We start from the raw sequence: 15,777 nt of genomic DNA on the forward strand, positions 1-15,777 counted from the left end.
AACTTAACTTCAGGTCAAGAACCGATCTTCTGGCCCTTCTCGTGCCAGACGACCGCGACCGACGGACGCGGCTGGTCACCGTCAGGCCAGTGGCTGGCCGGCTTGTCGGGGGTGGCGCCGTCCAGCTCGCCCGGATGCTGCACCGCGACGAACACGCTGCGCTGGTCCTCGGTGACCATCGGGCCGCAGGTCTCCGCGCCGAGCGGGACCGTGAGGAACTGCCGCAGGTGCCCGCGCTCCTTGCCGCGCACGGGCATCACGAACATACCGTCGTTGCTGCCGAGCTGGTTGCCGTCGGTGGCGATCCAGAGGTTGCCGTCCCGGTCGAAGGCCACGTTGTCCGGGCAGGAGATCGGCGAGACCTTCGTCTTGTCGTAGCCGGCGAAGTAGGTCGCGGCGTCGTTCGGGTCGCCGCAGACCAGCGGGATCGACCAGGCGAACGTCTTCTCCCCCGCGTCGTCGCGCCGCTCGACGATCTCCAGCACGTGGCCGTGCTTGTTGGACGGGCGCGGGTTGGCCTCGTCGACCTGCGCGGCGGTGCGGTTGGTGTTGTTGGTCAGCGCCACGTACACGCCACCGGTGACGGGGTTGCGCTCCATGTCCTCGGGGCGGTCCATCTTGGTCGCCCCCACCTTGTCTGCGGCGACGCGGGTGTAGACCAGCACCTCGGTGGCGGTCATGCCGTCCACGTACGACTTGCTGCCCGAGACCAGCGGGATCCACTGGCCGGAGCCGTCGAAGGCGCCGTCGGAGGGCAGCTTGCCCGACCCGTCGATCTCGGCGGCGGGGCTGTCGCCGGTGAACTTGGCGACATAGAGCGTGCCCTCGTCGAGCAGGTCCCTGTTGTGCCGGTCGTTACCGGGGATGAAGCGGTTCTTCGACACGAACTTGTAGATGTACTCGAAGCGGGAGTCGTCGCCCATGTACACGACCACACGCCCGTCGCGGGCCAGTGTCGTGTTGGCGGCCTCGTGCTTCAGGCGGCCCAGCGCGGTCCGCTTGACGGGCGTCGAGTCGGGGTCGAAGGGGTCGATCTCCACGACCCAGCCGAACCTGTTGGCCTCGTTCGGGTGCTTGGCCAGGTCGAAGCGCTCCTCGACGCGGTCGAAGCGGCGACTGCTCGACGGGGTGCCGGTGGTGATCGTGTAGCGGGAGATGTACGGGAGCTGCGCCGCCGGGACCTTGTCGCCGTTGACGAAGTACTGGTCGATGTTCTCCTCGGCCGTCAGCACGGTGCCCCACGGCGTGGAACCGCCGGAGCAGTTGTTCAGCATGCCGACGGGGGTGCGGCCCTTCGGGTCGGCGGCGGTCTTGAGCAGGTCGCTGCCCGCGGCCGGGCCGCTGAAGCGCATCGGCGTCTGGGCGGTGACGCGCCGGTTGTACCGCCTGCGGCCGGAGGTGACCAGCTTCCACTGGCCGGTGCCGCGGACGCGCTCGATCTCGACGACGGAACCGCCATGGGCGGCCAGCGCGATCTTGATCTGGTCCTCGGTGGCGGCGGCACCGGTGGTGTAGCCGCGGAACATCAGGTTCTCGTTGGTGTACTCGTGGTTCACCCAGAGCAGCCCGCGGTTGGCGCCCATCGGGAAGAGCGTGACGAAGTCGCAGTTGTACCCGAACTGCTTGGCCTGCGCCTCGGGGCTCTGCTTGTCGAAGTCGAACGCGGGCGCGTCGGCCGTCACGGGGTCGCCCCAGCGCGCGACGACGCCCGAGGTGTAGCCCTCGGCGACGGTCAGCGCATCCTCCTTGTTCGGCGGCACGGGGGTGAAGCGGATGCCGCCCGAGGAGTGGCCCGCGAGCTCGGCCTCCGGCGGCTCCGTCGGGTCGGCCAGAGCCGGTACGGCCCCGGCGACGCCGACCCCGACGACCCCGGCGGCTAGAGCGCCCAGGGCGCCGGCGCGGAGCATGCCCCGGCGGGACATCGCCTCGGCGACCACGTCGCCGAAGTAGGTGTTGTCGCTGGTGTTGGCCACGTCGTGCGCACAAGCGTTGCCGCAGCGGAACCGGCAGGTCATCGCCGATCGTCCAGATGTATGCGCGGGAAGCAGCGGTAGCAACCGGTTCGCCACAGTTCCTCCAAAAATGAGCTGTCTTACGGCGGGGACGCTACGACCGCCATCGAAACCGCAGGTGAACGAGGCCCTCCGCCACGATGAACGCTTTCCACGACACAATGGTCAAGTGCCTTCGCGGAAATTGGACCCGGAAAAAATGCGGGCCGCACTGGACGCCCAACTCGTGGCGCTGGACGAACCGCCCTTCGACGGACCGTCCTCGGCGCTGGCCGACGCTCTGGTCTCGGCCGTGCTCGCCGCCTACGAACGGGATCTCCGGCCCGAGCGCGACGCCGCCCGGCAGGCCGTACGCCACCTGCTCGACCGGCTGGCGACCGCCGCGCCCGGCCGGACGGTGGAGGTGCGCGTGCCGCCATACGCGGCCGTACAGGCCATCGCCGGGCCGCGCCACACACGCGGCACTCCCCCGAACGTCGTGGAGACGGACGGACGCACCTGGATCGAGCTGGCGCTAGGCCGCCTCACCTGGGCCGAGGCCATGGCGAAGGGCGCCGTCTCAGCGAGCGGCGCCCGTGCCGACCTGTCCGGCCATCTCCCGCTCTCCTAGCGGGTCCGTCGCATCCAGGGGAACTTGCTCTCGAAGCACTGGTCGGCGAGCTGGCCGGGAAGGTGGCCGCACTCCTGGACCACGCTCCAGAACCAGATGGCCACAATGGCGAAGAGGATCAGGGCAGGGATGCTGACCGCGATGCCCGCGATGGCGCGGCCCTTGCCCACGCCCTTGCTGAGCGCGACGCAGCCGAAGACGATCGACAGGATCGCGGTGAGCAGGCCGGTGAAGCAGACGAAGACGAGGAACGGGCTGGCGACCCCCAGCACCAGCGAGGCCGTGGCCAGGCCGCTGCCGGGCGGGGCGGGCGGGCTGGCCTGGTACGGCTGGTACGGACCCCCTTGCTGGTACGAACCCCCTGGCGGATAGGCGCCCCCTGGCGGCGGGCCGTAGCCGGGGCCACCTCCGCCGGGCGGGCCGCCGTACGGGCTGGAGGGCGAGGTGCCGGGCACGGCCGGGATGGGCTCGGTTCGAGGGGGCGGGCCCGGCGGCTGGCCTTCCCCATAGGACGGGGTCTGCGGCCCGGTTTCCCCGTACGACGGGGGCTGCGGCATGAACGACGGCCGCTCCTCCTGCGGTGACGGCGGCGGCCCACCCTGTGGCGAGGTCGGGGGCGCGGTCGGCGGCTCATGACGCGGCGGCACACCCGGCGGCGACGGCGGTGGCTCATGGCGCGACGGCACACCCGGCGGCGTCGGCGGCTCATGGCGCGCGGGCTCGCCCTCGGGCGAGGTCGGCGGCTCGTAACGCGACGGCGGCGTGGGTCCCGGTGCGCCGTTCTGGGGCCCCGCTCCTTCGTCGTCCCACCCCGGGTAGGACGGCCGCGCGCCCGGCGCCGGAAACACCTGGGTCTCCTCCGCCTCCTCCGCCTCCTCACCCTCCTGGCCCTCGGCCGGACCAGGGGTCTCGGGCGCCGTGGGCAGGTCGGGGTGGAACGGCTTGCCCGGCTCGCGGCGGGGCCGCGGCTGCTCCTCCGGAGGCTCGTCCTTCGAAGGGTCGCCGTCGTTCGGGCGAGGCTGGTTCGGATCCCCAGGTGTGGTCACGTCTGCGTCTCCCGACGGGTCTGTATGCCGGATACTTCACCTTTTCGCGGCTGACATCGCCAAAACCGCGCGACACGGTAAGAGCCCGCTCATCCTTGGGTCACCATGCGCCAAAATGGCAGGCGACGGGCAAGATGAGGACATGCTGGAAGAGACCCTGACCTACGCGTTGATCATGGTCATGAAGACGAAGCGCAACCAGATGGCCGCGGCCCTGGTCCCGCTCGGCCTGCACAGCGGCCAGGAGCTGCTGCTCAACCAGCTGTGGCAGCAGGACGGCCTCACCCAGAGCGAGCTCATCCGGCGGCTGGGCGTCGAGCCGCCGACCGTCACCAAGACCATCCAGCGCCTGGAGCGGGCCGGCTTCCTGCACCGCTCGCCCGACCCCGACCGGCCACGGACGAGCCGGGTCTGGCTGACCGACGCGGGCAAGGCCGTCCGCGAGCCCGTGGAGCAGATCTGGACCAGGATGGACGAAGAGCTGCTGAGCGCGTTCGACCCAGATGAGCGGGACATGTTCGGCCGCCTGTTGCGTGCCATGCCCTAACAACCCTTTCACTCCCAGCGAAACCGCCTTGCGGGCAGGCGTCGCCATGGAATTAGCTGGCTAATTAGTCGGCTAACAACTGAGGGAGTTCATCATGCACGTGCTCGTCACCGGCGGTTCGTCCGGCATCGGCGCGGCCACGGCCGTCGCCTACGGAGCCACGGGAGCCCGCGTCACCATCACCTACCACTCGGGCGAGGAACGGGCGGCCGAGGTGGTCAAGCGGGTGGAGCAGGCCGGAGGCAAGGCCACGGCCGTCCACCTCGATCTTGAGGACCACGCGAGCATCACCGCCGCCGTGTGGGAAGCGGGGCCCGTGGACGCGCTGGTCGCCAACGCCGTGCGCTGGGGCACGATCATGCCCAACAGCATGGCCTTCGAGGACGTACCCGCGGCTGAGTGGACGGCCGCCCTGCACGCCAACGTGGTCGGAAACGCGATCCTCGCGGGGGCCGTACTACCCAATATGCGGCGGAACGGTTTCGGGCGAATCGTGTTCGTCTCGTCGGGCGCGGCGGAGGAGGGACTGCCGGGCCCCGGGGCGTACGGCACGGCCAAGATGGCCCTGCACGGCATGGCCCGCGCGCTGGCCTGGGAGGCCGGCAAGGACGGCATCCTGGTGAACGTCGCCGCCGCCGGATTCACCCTCACCGAGCGCGAACGGCCCGTCCCGCAGGAGGTCGCGGACGCGCTCGCCGCCCGCACGCCCACCCGGCGGCTCTCGACGGCGGACGACCTGGCGGCGCTGATCGTCTTCCTCGGCTCCGCGGCGAACCGCAACCTCACCGGGGAGATCATCCGCGACGGATCCAACGCCGGCCGGTCGGCGCACGCCCTCTGATCTGGCCCCCGGGTGCGAGCAGGGGAGCGGCCGACCTAGACTGAAGCACGTGCTGAAAGGCGACGGCCGGCTCGGCCATGACCTGGACCCCCAAGACCATGCTCCTAAAGACGCCTGCGGCGTCTTCGGTGTCTGGGCGCCAGGCGAGGAAGTCTCCAAACTCACCTACTACGGGCTGTACGCGTTGCAACACCGCGGACAGGAGTCCGCGGGCATCGCGGTCAGCGAGGGCAGCCGCATCCTCGTCTACAAGGACATGGGCCTGGTCTCCCAGGTCTTCGACGAGTCGGTGCTCGGCACCCTCAGGGGTCACCTGGCCATCGGCCACTGCCGCTACTCCACGACCGGCTCCAGTGTGTGGGAGAACGCGCAGCCCACGCTGAGCTCCACCGACGAGGGCGGCCTGGCGCTCGCCCACAACGGCAACCTGATCAACACCCCGGAGCTGGCCCAGCGGCTGGCTCCCGGGGCGACCAGGGCGACCACCGACACCGAGGTGCTCACCACACTGCTCGCCCAGGACCGCGACCGGTCCATCGAGGACGCGGCGGCCGAGCTGCTGCCGCAGGTCAAGGGCGCCTACTCACTGGTGTTCATGGACGAGAAGACGCTCTACGCGGCCCGCGACCCGCAGGGCATCCGCCCGCTGGTCCTGGGCCGCCTGGAGCGGGGCTGGGTGGTGGCCTCCGAGACGGCCGCGCTCGACATCGTGGGCGCCACGTTCACTCGCGAGATCGAGCCGGGCGAGATGCTCACCATCGACGAGCGCGGCGTCAGGTCGCGCCGGTTCGCGCTGGCCGAGCCGAAGGGCTGCCTGTTCGAATACGTCTACCTGGCCCGCCCCGACACCACCATCGCCGGGCGCGGCATCCAGGTCACCCGGGTCGAGGTCGGCCGCGCGCTGGCTCGCGAGCACCCCGTCGAGGCCGACCTGGTCATCCCCACGCCCGAGTCGGGCACGCCCGCCGCCGTCGGCTACGCGGAGCAGAGCGGCATCCCCTACGGCCAGGGCCTGGTGAAGAACTCCTACGTCGGCCGCACTTTCATCGAGCCCTCGCAGACCATCCGGCAGCTCGGCATCAGGCTCAAGCTCAACCCGCTGCGCGAGGTCGTCGAGGGCAAGCGTCTGGTCGTCGTCGACGACTCGATCGTGCGCGGCAACACCCAGCGCGCGATCGTCAGGATGCTGCGCGAGGCCGGCGCTAGAGAGGTGCACGTACGCATCTCCTCGCCGCCCGTGGCCTGGCCCTGCTTCTACGGCATCGACTTCGCCACCAGGGCCGAGCTCATCGCCGGCTCGCTCAGCGTCGAGGAGATCCGGGCCTCGCTCGGCGCCGACTCGCTGGGCTACATCTCGCTGGAGGGCCTGACCAAGGCCACCACGATCCCCGCCGAGCGGCTGTGCCGGGCCTGCTTCGACGGCTCCTATCCCATCCCCATCGACCAGGACAACGTGGGCAAGTTCGTGTTGGAGAGCAAGGCGTGACGACGTACGAGGCCGCCGGGGTCGACATCGAGGCGGGCGAGCGCGCCGTCTCCCTGATGAAGGCCAAGGTGGCCCGCTCACGCAGGCCCGAGGTGGTCGACGACGCCAGCGGGTTCGCCGGCCTGTTCGACGCCTCGGCCCTGCTGCGCTACCAGCGCCCGCTGCTGGCCACCTCGACCGACGGCGTGGGCACCAAGGTCATGCTCGCCCAGCAATACGGCAAGCACGACACGATCGGCGTCGACCTCGTCGCCATGGTCCTCGACGACCTGGTGGTGTGCGGCGCGGAGCCGCTGTTCATGACCGACTACATCGCCTGCGGCAAGGTGGTGCCCGAGCGCATCGCCGAGATCGTGGGCGGCGTCGCCGAAGGCTGCCGGCTGGCCGGGGCGGCCCTGCTCGGCGGCGAGACCGCCGAGCACCCGGGGGCCATGGGCCCCGACGAATACGACCTGGCGGGCGCGGGCACCGGCGTCGTGGAGGCGTCGGCGATGCTCGGCGCCGACCGCGTGCGGGCCGGCGACGTGGTCCTCGGCCTGGCGTCGTCGGGAGTGCACTCCAACGGCTATTCGCTGGTACGCCACGTGCTGCGCGAGGCGTCGCTGTCGCTCGACGCCGACCTGCCCGAGCTGGCCAGGCCGCTGGGCGCCGAGCTGCTGGAGCCCACCAGGATCTACTCGCTCGACTGTCTGGAGCTGGCCCGGAGGGTCGATGTCCACGCCTACGCCCACATCACCGGCGGCGGCATCGAGAGCAACCTGTCCCGCTCACTCCCCGACCACCTCGACGCCGTCCTCGACCGTTCTTCGTGGACCCCGCCACCGATCTTCTCGGTCCTGGCCGGGTATGGCGGCATCGAACAGAAGGACATGGACAAGACCTTCAACCTGGGCATCGGCATGGCCGCCATCGTCGCCCAGGAGGCAGCGGACGAGTCCATCCGCCTACTGACCGAACGCAACCTGTCGGCCTGGGTGCTGGGCGAAATCACAGAAGGCACCGGCCAAGCCACCTACCGCTGACGCGGGGGCAACGCCAAAACCGTGGACACACGGGGGTGGAGGGTCGCGTAGATGCACCGGGTGGCAGGAGTCACTGACGACACCTGCCAGCCGTTCGCACCCAGACGGTTACACCGTCTTGTAACGGCGCCCGGCCCTGTGCGGGCTCAGCGGCCGTGTTCCTGGAGGCCCTCAGCCCTGTACGGCGGGTGGGGCCAGCCGGGCTTGCCGTAACCCCAAAGGACCGAAAGGGGTGGGGCCAGCCGGGCTTGCCGTAACCCTAAGAAGTAAAAACCCCCAACGGCAAGAAAGCGCCCCACGGATGGTTGCCGTGGGGCGGCGCACTCAACCGGACCAACCGCTACCGGTCGTCGGCGTCCTTGTTGCCGTAGTCGTCGGCGTAATCTGCATAGCGATCCGCCAGCTCATCGCTGAGGTCGTCGGCGGCGTCGTCATTGTCGCTGGAGTCTCCGACCCCGAGTTCATCGCGAAGACGATCAAGATCCGTGCCACCGCTGTTGTACTTCAGCTGGCGAGCAACCTTGACCTGCTTGGCCTTTGCTCGGCCGCGCCCCATTGGCTCGACCCCCTCGTGTGGGGTCGTCCCCGACCCCTCGTCGCTAACGCACCACACACTGACGCCGCCTGACTTTGGGCGTCAGCCTATCGTTCGCCTATTACCGTACCTGTTTTGTGCCCAGCTCGGTACGTCGTATGGGCGCGGGGCGTCAGCGGCCCAGCCAAATGCCCCTAATACGCCCGACTTCCGACATTCTGCGCTCGGCCAGCCTATCTGCTGCGACCGCCGGAGGGACGCCCTCGTCGGCCGCGATCCCGAAGATCTTCAGAGTCGTGTCGTAGATCTGGGTCGCCTTGGCTCTGGCACGCTCCATGTTGAAGCCCTCCAGCTCGTCGGCGACCTGGATCACGCCGCCCGAGTTGACCACGTAGTCGGGCGCGTAGAGGATGCCGCGCTCCGCGAGCTGCTTCTCCACGCCCGGATGGGCGAGCTGGTTGTTGGCCGCGCCGCAGACGATCTTGGCGCGGAGCCTGGCCACCGAGTGGTCGTCGAGAGCCCCGCCCAGCGCGCAGGGGGCGAACACGTCGATGTCGGCTCCGGTGAGCGTCACCGCGTCGCCCACGACGTCGACCGCGGGGTGGCGCTGTCGTACGCGCTCGACCGCCTTGGGATCGACGTCACACAGGACGACGTCGGCGCCGTCCTCGCGCAGCAGGTCGACCAGCCGATGGCCGACCTTGCCGACGCCCTCGACGCCGACCCGCTTGCCGCGCAGCGACGGCGAGCCGTAGACGCGCTCGGCCGAGGCGCGCATGCCCTGGTAGACACCGAAGGCGGTGAGGATCGAGGAGTCGCCCGCGCCGCCGTGCGCCAGCGTGCGGCCGATCACGTGGCGTGACTCCCGGGCGATGACGTCCATGTCCTCGCTGTAGGTGCCCACATCACAGGCGGTGATGTAGCGCCCGCCGAGTGACTCGACGAAGCGGCCGTAGGCGCGCAGCAGCGCCTCGCTCTTGTCCCGGCGCGGGTCGCCGATGATGACGGCCTTGCCGCCGCCATGGTCGAGACCGGCCAGCGCGTTCTTGTAGGCCATGCCCTTGGCCAGGTTGAGCACGTCGGCCAGAGCCGCCTGCTCGCCCGCGTACGGATAGAACCTGGTGCCTCCCAGGGCCGGCCCGAGTGCGGTGTTGTGGATGGCGATGATGGCCCGCAGGCCGCTCTGCTCGTCGGCGCAGAACACGACCTGCTCATGGACGTCCTTGTGGGACGAGCCGAAGACATCGGTCACGGTAGTGACTCCCTGTCCCGTGTCCGCCGCCCCGTTGCGACGGATCTCGTCTATCAGCGTAGTAGCGCGACGATGCGAGCAGGTTGTCTTCATGACACGATGCCTCCGTGCTGCCCTATGCCGCTTACCTCCGGGTCTACGAGCCGCTGACCGCGTTCGCCGAGTCCGAGCGCAAGGTCTGGGCCGAGTACGCCGAATCGCGTGATCGTCCCCGCCGGGCCACCGCGCTCAACGCCGAGCACGCCGAGGCCGTCAGGCGCCTGCTCGGCATGCCGCCCCACCCGGCACCCGCGCAGGAGAGCCCCAACGCCTATCTGCGGCGCGTTGAGGACCGTCTCTATGTGTGTCCGTGGCAGACCCGGCTTCGCTCGTGGCTGGCCTTCTCAAGGCTGCGTGGCAGTACTCCCGCGAAGCTCATGGACCGATTCGTGCCCAAGGCGATCGCCGAGCAGACCGCCGACGACTTCGACCGGTACAAGCGCACCGGTGACTCCGCCGCGCTCCGCACCCACATCCGCACGACGGCCTGGCACGTGCCACCCGCGTGGTTCGTGCCCTTCGACGGCAACGAGCGCTGGCTGGTGCTCGGCTCCGCGACGCCCGGACAGGACGTGACCACCACGACGGGTCGCAACCTCATCTACGTCACCTCCATGGCCCAGGCCAGGAGGCGCTCCGCGCGGGCGCTGCAGGTGCTGCGCAGGCACCTGGGCGACGTGGCGGCCAACCTGGACGTGGAGGACGTGGCCAGGTGGCTGGAGGAGTTCCACCCGCACTCGCTGGTCGAGCTCGACTACGGCGGTCTCGTGCGCCTCATGAATGATGACGCTCTGCAAGCGGATCAGTCCGTCGCGGAGCTCTCAGCGGCCCTCACGGGCCTGGACACGGGTCAAGAAGAGCTTGCCTACGCCATGTATCAGAGGGTGATCCTGCGCTGGAAGTCAATGCAACTTCTGGAATCTGCCAACTGAACCCCAATACAACCGTCTGACCTGCATAAGTAGGTCATGACTCGCGGCTGCTCTCTTCTGCGAACTGAGTAGTTTGCCGTTTTCACTGCGATACCACGAAACGTGTCGCTAGAATCACCGAGCGTGACATCGCCATGTGAGCGGGCAGTTGGGTCAAAGAAGGGCTCGCAAATCGCTCTGCGTGGCGGTATGGTCACTTCGGGTGATGCCGCATATGGCTCAGAAAAGCCGCACGCTCTGGGCTATAGGGGGACATCCGTGACACGCGCAAAGGGAGTCACAGGATCGCTGAGCCGGTCCACACGGAGGAGAGGCCGCACAAATGTCAGCTCGTACACCCGAGGCCGAGCCGCTGCTCACGCCCGCCGAGGTCGCGACCATGTTCAGGGTCGACCCCAAGACCGTTACCCGGTGGGCGAAGGCAGGCAAGTTGACGTCGATTCGTACCCTCGGCGGTCACCGGCGTTACCGGGAGACCGAGGTCCGCGCACTGCTGGCGGGGATTCCGCAGCAGCGCTCGGAGTAGTGCCGAGGTCGTCACGAACCTCAGGGGGGTTGAATGGTGGGCCGTGCTGGACAGCCCGGTCCACCCAGGTGACGACGTCATGTCGTAAATGGGGAGCTGGCGCCGCCCGCCCGGCGCCATCCTTCCCGAAGGGGACCTAGGCCAGTTGTTCCTTGGTCAGCAGATCCAGCAGCCGGTTGACCTCCGGGTCATAGCCGGCGGCTACTCTGAGTAGTGAGACCATCTGGTCCACGAGCATCTTCTCGAGCGTCGGACGCTCGATGTCGCGGTGTTCCAGCCAGTCGAGGCCGGCGGTCTCCACCGACGCGATCCACGATCTCAGCGTCGTACGCAGCACCGGACTCGGCCGCTCCACCCGCATCTGCCGCTGGATGAGCCGGAAGAGACGTTGCCGCACACCGTCGACGATCTCCCCGACCTCCCCCGCCCGGTTGGCGGGGCCGCCGCGCAGCAGCGCCGCGAAGCCGGCCGCGTGCTCCTCGACGAAGTCGAAGTAGCGCCCGAGCCCCGAAGCCAGCTCATCGAGAGGTCTGCCGCCGCCCTGCGGGCGCAGCCGCGACTCCAGCTGGTCGGCCGCGCTCTTCAGCGCCGCCACATAGAGCTCCTGCTTGCCGCCGAAGTAGTGGTAGACCAGTGCCCGCGAAGCGCCGGCGGCCGAGGCCACGTCATCGATCGAGACGTCTTCCGCGTCGCGTGTGCTGAAGAGTTCGAGGGCCGCGGCCATGAGCTCCTCGCGACGGCGATCCACGCTGAGCCTGCGCCGAGCCGGTCGGGCCGCTTCGGCTGACTTCCCGGGTGTCACAACAGCACAGTATCCGACGCCATGCCTAATAGCGGACATGTAGCCAAGTGGTCAATATCAGCCTTCCCTAACATGAGGCCGTACCCTGCGGCGAACTCGATCGTTTGGTCAGACAGGTGCCCAACTTCGCATCGCGGGGGAGACACATGTCAGGACCACCCGTCAACACTTCAACTATTACCGAGCTCCGGGAGGTAGACGCGGTACCTCGGCCACGACCGACCATCCGCAACGTCGCCGAGCGAGCCGGCGTCTCGAAATCGCTGGTCTCGCTCGTACTACGCGGATCCCCGCACGTGAGCGAGCACCGGCGGCAAGCCGTGCTGCAGGCGGCCCGCGAGCTCGGCTACCGGCCCAACGCGGTCGCGCGGAGCCTCGTGGAAGGCCGTACTCACCTCGTCGGCGCGCTCGTCGCCGACCTGCACAACCCGTTCTACGCCGAGTTCCTCGACGGACTGCAGGAGAGCCTGCACGGCGACGGACTGCGCATGCTGATCGGCAACAGCCAATGGGACCCCGCCTTCGAGGACGAGGCCGTGGAGGCCTTCCTGGAGCTCAGGGTCGACGGGCTGGTGTTACTCGGCATCGCGCCGACCAGCGAGACGCTGATCGAGGCGACCTCCTACACGCCGACGGTCGTCGTAGGGGAACGTGACATCGAGCTCGACGGCGTCGACATCGTGGTCGACGACGACCAGCTCGGCGCCCGGCTGGCCATCGACCACCTGGTCGATCACGGCCACAAACGGATCGCGCACATCGAGGGTCCGCGCTCCTCCCGCTGCGAGGGTTACCTCGTGGCGATGCGCAGGCACTCGCTGGCGCCCTACATCATGGTCGAGGCCGCGGAGTCGACCGAGGAGAGCGGCCGGCAGGCCGCCCTCGCCCTGCTCAGCCGCGAACCCAGGCCCACGGCGATCTTCGCCGCCAACGACGTGGTCGCGCTCGGCGTCCTCTCGGCCGCGGCGGAACTGGGCCTGAAGGTGCCGGACGACCTGTCGGTGGTGGGTTATGACAACACCCACCTGGCCGCCTCGCACCACATCTCCCTCACCTCCGTCGACCAGCCGCGCCGTACCATGGGCCGGTCCGCGGCGGCACTGCTCAGCGACCGGATCGGAGACCCCGCGAAAGTGGCCCGCCTGCGCCAGGTGACCCCCGAACTCATCGTCCGGCGGAGCACGGGTCCCGTTTAGAGGTTTAGAGAGAGCCAAAGCTGGGTCAACCCGTGCGGTGGCGGCGCCGCACGGCGGTTTACTCGTCAGGGTCATGCGACACGATCTGATCCGGGGGGACAGCCATGCGTGATCCGGAACTGGTGTCCTGCGCCCAGCGCGCGGCGACCGAGCTCGAACGTGCCTGGGCGCAGTGGCGCGCGGGCCGGGACAGGGGTACCGACGTCGGTGCGGAGTCCGTGGCCAGCTACGTCGCCCACTCCCTCGACCACCCGTGGGGCCGTCCCCGCGTCGTCCTCGGCCTCGACGCCGAGGACGCCCGGGAGCTCGCCGCGCTGCTGGAGCGGCAGGAGGTGGGCGAACACGTCTGGTGAGGAGCCGCTCTTCACACAGGAGTTGCTCTTCACACAGGAGCCGCGCTTCACATAAGCGTCCAGCGAGGGGCCGCTTCTTGACATAAGCGTCAGGTGAGGACGCCGCTTAACGTAAGTTGGAGCGTATGCGTGCTCTTCCAGCGTCACTCCTCGCCGCCTGCGGCCTGATCGCCACCGCGTGCGGCGGCACCGACAGCGGTGGCGCCGCGGCAGGTCAGGTCGCCCGAGCGGCCGCGACGACGCCCGCCTCGGCCCCGGCGTCGACGCCGACTCAGGCGAAGTCTCAGGCCCATGCCAAGCCGCAGGCGGTGGCCGGCCCGCTGGAGGGCAAGACCATCGTCATCGACCCTGGGCACAACGGCGGCAACTACCGCAATCCCACGGCCATCAACCGCAAGGTCAACGTGCTGACCAAGTGGAAGCCGTGTGACACGACGGGCACCGAGACGGCGAGCCACTACACCGAAGCCGCCTTCAGCTGGGACGTCTCCAACCGCATGGTCAAGATCTTGAAGGCCCGCGGCGCCAGGGTGAAGCTGACCAGGGCCGACAACAACAGTGTCGGTCCGTGCATCACCCAGCGGGCCGCCATCGGCAACAAGGCCAAGGCCGACGCCGCGATCTCCGTGCACGGCGACGGAGCCCCGGCCACCGACCACGGCTTCCACGTCATCATGCCGAAGAAGATCAACGGCCCGGTCGACCCCGTCGTGGCGGCCTCGAGCAGGCTGGGCATCGCCGTGCGCGACGCGTACACGAAGGGCACCGGCCTGCCCTACTCCAACTACATCGGCAGCAAGGCCCTCGACTACCGCAATGACCTCGGCGGCCTCAACCTGTCGACCGTGCCGAAGATCTTCATCGAGTGCGGCAACATGCGCAACGCGGGTGACGCGGCCAAGTTCAAGGATCCCGCGTTCAGGCAGCGGATCGCGGTGGCGCTCGCCGACGGATTGCAGCACTATCTCAAAGCATGATTCCTCGCCCCAATCTGCTGAGTGATCTGTCCGCCTCCTACGAGTTGACCCCGGGCGCGGCCGTCTCGGGGCCCGACGACCTGGTCGAGGCCGTACGACTGGCGCTTCCGGTGCTCGACCTGCGGCCGGGCGACGCGGGAGCCGTCGACCTGCGGCACGACCCCGCACTCGGGCCGGAGGCGTACCGGCTGGTCGTGGGGTCGCGCGGAGTGGAGATCACGGCGGGTGACCGGGCGGGCGCCTTCTACGCGGGACAGTCGCTGCACCAGTTGCTGCCGCACGCGTCCTACCGTTCGGCGCTCTCGGCCGAGGCGGCGTGGATCGTTCCCGGGGTACGGATCGAGGACGCTCCCCGCTTCTCGTGGCGTGGGCTGCACCTCGACGTGGCCAGGCACTTCTTCCCCAAGCGGGAGGTGCTGCGCCTGGTCGACCTGATGGCGACACACAAGCTCAACCGCCTCCACCTGCACCTGGTCGACGACCAGGGCTGGCGGGTGGAGAGCAGGGCCTATCCGAGATTGCACGAGGTGTCGTCGCACCGCTCGCGTACCGCCACCAACCATTACCGCGAGCCGGAAACCTACGACGAGATCCCGCACGGCGGCCACTACTCGCTCGACGACCTGGCGGAGATCGCCGCCTACGCGCGGGCCCGCGCCGTCACCGTCGTACCGGAGATCGACGTGCCGGGGCACGCCCAGGCGATCCTGGCCGCCTATCCGGAGTTCGGCTCCTCCGATGAGGACTACCAGGTGCTGGAGCGGTGGGGCATCACTCCGGCCATCCTGTCCCCCATGCCGCCCACGGTGGAGTTCCTGACCACGATCTTCGACGAGTTGATCGGCGCCATCGGCGAGACCCCATACGTGCACATCGGCGGCGACGAGGTGGTCCTCGACCACTGGGCCGCCTCCCCCGAGATCACCGCCTACCGCGACTCACTGGGCCTGTCGTCCATGGGCGAGTTGCAGGCGTGGTTCCTGCGCCGGCTGGCCGACGTGCTCGCCGATCGCGGCGCGCGGGCGGTCGTGTGGGACGAGGCGTTCGTCAGCGGCGAGCTGCGGCACGACACGCTGGTGATGCCGTGGCGCGGGATGAGCGTCGGCCGCCGGGCCGCCGCGGCGGGCCACGAGGTGATCGCGACGCCGGTGTTCCCGCTGTACTTCGACTACGCGGAGTCCGCGTCGGCTGACGAGCCCATGGCGATCGGCGACACGATCACGGTCGCCGACGTCGCGGCCTTCTCCCCCGCCCCGGACGACTGGTCCGAGGAGGAGCGGTCGCGGGTCGTCGGGGCGCAGGCCCAGCTCTGGAGCGAGCGCATCCCCGACGCCCGTACGCTCGACTACCGGGCATGGCCGCGGGCGTGCGCCCTGGCGGAGGTGGCGTGGTCCGGCTCGGCGGGGAGCGACTTCCCGGCCCGCCTGACCGAACATCTCGGCCGGCTGGACGCGATCGGGGTGGAGTACCGGCCGCTGGACGGGCCTAAGCCGTGGCAGCGGCGCAGGCCGCACCGGCCCGCCGTCGTACGCGTGGCCGACGTCATGACGCGGCTGGACTCGATGACCCACGACGCGGAGTCGACCAGGCCCAGCGTGTGA

16 protein-coding genes are annotated in these 15,777 nt (G+C 69.4%); 11 read left to right on the forward strand and 5 right to left on the reverse strand.

Annotation, left to right across the window (positions count from 1 at the left end):
* Positions 1 to 14: 14 nt before the first annotated feature.
* Positions 15 to 2,015 (reverse strand): PhoX family protein, encoded by a 2,001-nt coding sequence (locus ACIBO2_RS44380; RefSeq protein ID WP_397304180.1) that lies wholly within the window; start codon positions 2,013 to 2,015, stop codon positions 15 to 17.
* A 166-nt stretch (positions 2,016 to 2,181) separates the two neighbouring features.
* Between ACIBO2_RS44380 and ACIBO2_RS44385 the strand changes: the two genes are divergently transcribed.
* The gene (locus ACIBO2_RS44385) at positions 2,182 to 2,622 is read left to right on the forward strand and encodes a sterol carrier family protein (RefSeq protein ID WP_397304181.1); all 441 of its coding nucleotides are present in this window, start codon (positions 2,182 to 2,184) and stop codon (positions 2,620 to 2,622) included.
* Here the strand turns inward: ACIBO2_RS44385 and ACIBO2_RS44390 are convergent.
* Positions 2,619 to 3,668, reverse strand: a complete 1,050-nt coding sequence (locus ACIBO2_RS44390; protein WP_397304182.1) for a hypothetical protein — start codon at positions 3,666 to 3,668, stop codon at positions 2,619 to 2,621. The genes ACIBO2_RS44385 and ACIBO2_RS44390 overlap by 4 nt on opposite strands.
* Before the next feature lie 142 nt (positions 3,669 to 3,810).
* On the opposite strand from ACIBO2_RS44390, the gene ACIBO2_RS44395 reads away from it, so the two are divergent.
* The 4 genes from ACIBO2_RS44395 to purM all read left to right on the forward strand — a co-directional run bounded on the left by ACIBO2_RS44395 (position 3,811) and on the right by purM (position 7,564).
* Entirely contained in the window at positions 3,811 to 4,215 is a 405-nt protein-coding gene (locus ACIBO2_RS44395) for a MarR family transcriptional regulator (RefSeq protein WP_358554916.1), read from the forward strand.
* 94 nt (positions 4,216 to 4,309) lie between these two features.
* A complete protein-coding gene (locus tag ACIBO2_RS44400; RefSeq protein ID WP_358554920.1) occupies positions 4,310 to 5,056 on the forward strand; it encodes an SDR family NAD(P)-dependent oxidoreductase in 747 nt (248 codons plus the stop codon).
* A 49-nt stretch (positions 5,057 to 5,105) separates the two neighbouring features.
* A complete protein-coding gene (purF, locus tag ACIBO2_RS44405) occupies positions 5,106 to 6,542 on the forward strand; it encodes an amidophosphoribosyltransferase (protein WP_358554923.1) in 1,437 nt (478 codons plus the stop codon).
* Positions 6,539 to 7,564 (forward strand): phosphoribosylformylglycinamidine cyclo-ligase, encoded by a 1,026-nt coding sequence (purM, locus tag ACIBO2_RS44410; RefSeq protein WP_358554926.1) that lies wholly within the window; start codon positions 6,539 to 6,541, stop codon positions 7,562 to 7,564. The genes purF and purM overlap by 4 nt, the downstream gene beginning before the upstream one ends.
* Positions 7,565 to 7,904: 340 nt before the next feature.
* Here the strand turns inward: purM and ACIBO2_RS44415 are convergent, their stop codons facing one another.
* Positions 7,905 to 8,120, reverse strand: coding sequence for a DUF3073 domain-containing protein (locus ACIBO2_RS44415; protein ID WP_357939634.1), 216 nt, complete (start codon positions 8,118 to 8,120; stop codon positions 7,905 to 7,907).
* 151 nt (positions 8,121 to 8,271) lie between these two features.
* A complete protein-coding gene (locus ACIBO2_RS44420) occupies positions 8,272 to 9,351 on the reverse strand; it encodes a Glu/Leu/Phe/Val dehydrogenase dimerization domain-containing protein (protein WP_358554929.1) in 1,080 nt (359 codons plus the stop codon).
* A 107-nt stretch (positions 9,352 to 9,458) separates the two neighbouring features.
* Here ACIBO2_RS44420 and ACIBO2_RS44425 point away from each other — a divergent pair, with 107 nt between their 5' ends.
* Together ACIBO2_RS44425 and bldC are read left to right on the forward strand one after the other, a co-directional pair.
* Positions 9,459 to 10,322: a hypothetical protein gene (locus ACIBO2_RS44425; RefSeq protein ID WP_357939630.1), complete on the forward strand. Its 864-nt coding sequence runs from the start codon at positions 9,459 to 9,461 to the stop codon at positions 10,320 to 10,322.
* 322 nt (positions 10,323 to 10,644) lie between these two features.
* A complete protein-coding gene (gene bldC / locus ACIBO2_RS44430) occupies positions 10,645 to 10,848 on the forward strand; it encodes a developmental transcriptional regulator BldC (protein ID WP_013133571.1) in 204 nt (67 codons plus the stop codon).
* 136 nt (positions 10,849 to 10,984) lie between these two features.
* Here bldC and ACIBO2_RS44435 read toward each other — a convergent pair whose 3' ends face one another.
* Positions 10,985 to 11,596 (reverse strand): TetR/AcrR family transcriptional regulator, encoded by a 612-nt coding sequence (locus ACIBO2_RS44435; protein ID WP_358554932.1) that lies wholly within the window; start codon positions 11,594 to 11,596, stop codon positions 10,985 to 10,987.
* Positions 11,597 to 11,796: 200 nt separating this feature from the next.
* Here ACIBO2_RS44435 and ACIBO2_RS44440 point away from each other — a divergent pair, with 200 nt between their 5' ends.
* From ACIBO2_RS44440 to ACIBO2_RS44455, 4 genes are all read left to right on the forward strand, one after another.
* Positions 11,797 to 12,846 carry a LacI family DNA-binding transcriptional regulator gene (locus ACIBO2_RS44440; protein WP_397304183.1) on the forward strand — a complete coding sequence of 350 codons (1,050 nt, stop codon included), beginning with the start codon at positions 11,797 to 11,799 and terminating at the stop codon, positions 12,844 to 12,846.
* A 104-nt stretch (positions 12,847 to 12,950) separates the two neighbouring features.
* A complete protein-coding gene (locus ACIBO2_RS44445) occupies positions 12,951 to 13,199 on the forward strand; it encodes a hypothetical protein (protein WP_219532555.1) in 249 nt (82 codons plus the stop codon).
* 125 nt (positions 13,200 to 13,324) lie between these two features.
* Positions 13,325 to 14,176 (forward strand): N-acetylmuramoyl-L-alanine amidase, encoded by an 852-nt coding sequence (locus ACIBO2_RS44450; protein WP_358554935.1) that lies wholly within the window; start codon positions 13,325 to 13,327, stop codon positions 14,174 to 14,176.
* Positions 14,173 to 15,777, forward strand: coding sequence for a beta-N-acetylhexosaminidase (locus tag ACIBO2_RS44455; RefSeq protein ID WP_358554938.1), 1,605 nt, complete (start codon positions 14,173 to 14,175; stop codon positions 15,775 to 15,777). The genes ACIBO2_RS44450 and ACIBO2_RS44455 overlap by 4 nt, the downstream gene beginning before the upstream one ends.

Origin of the sequence: Nonomuraea sp. NPDC050022, assembly GCF_044460705.1 — a bacterium.
Classification (GTDB): Bacteria; Actinomycetota; Actinomycetes; order Streptosporangiales; family Streptosporangiaceae; genus Nonomuraea.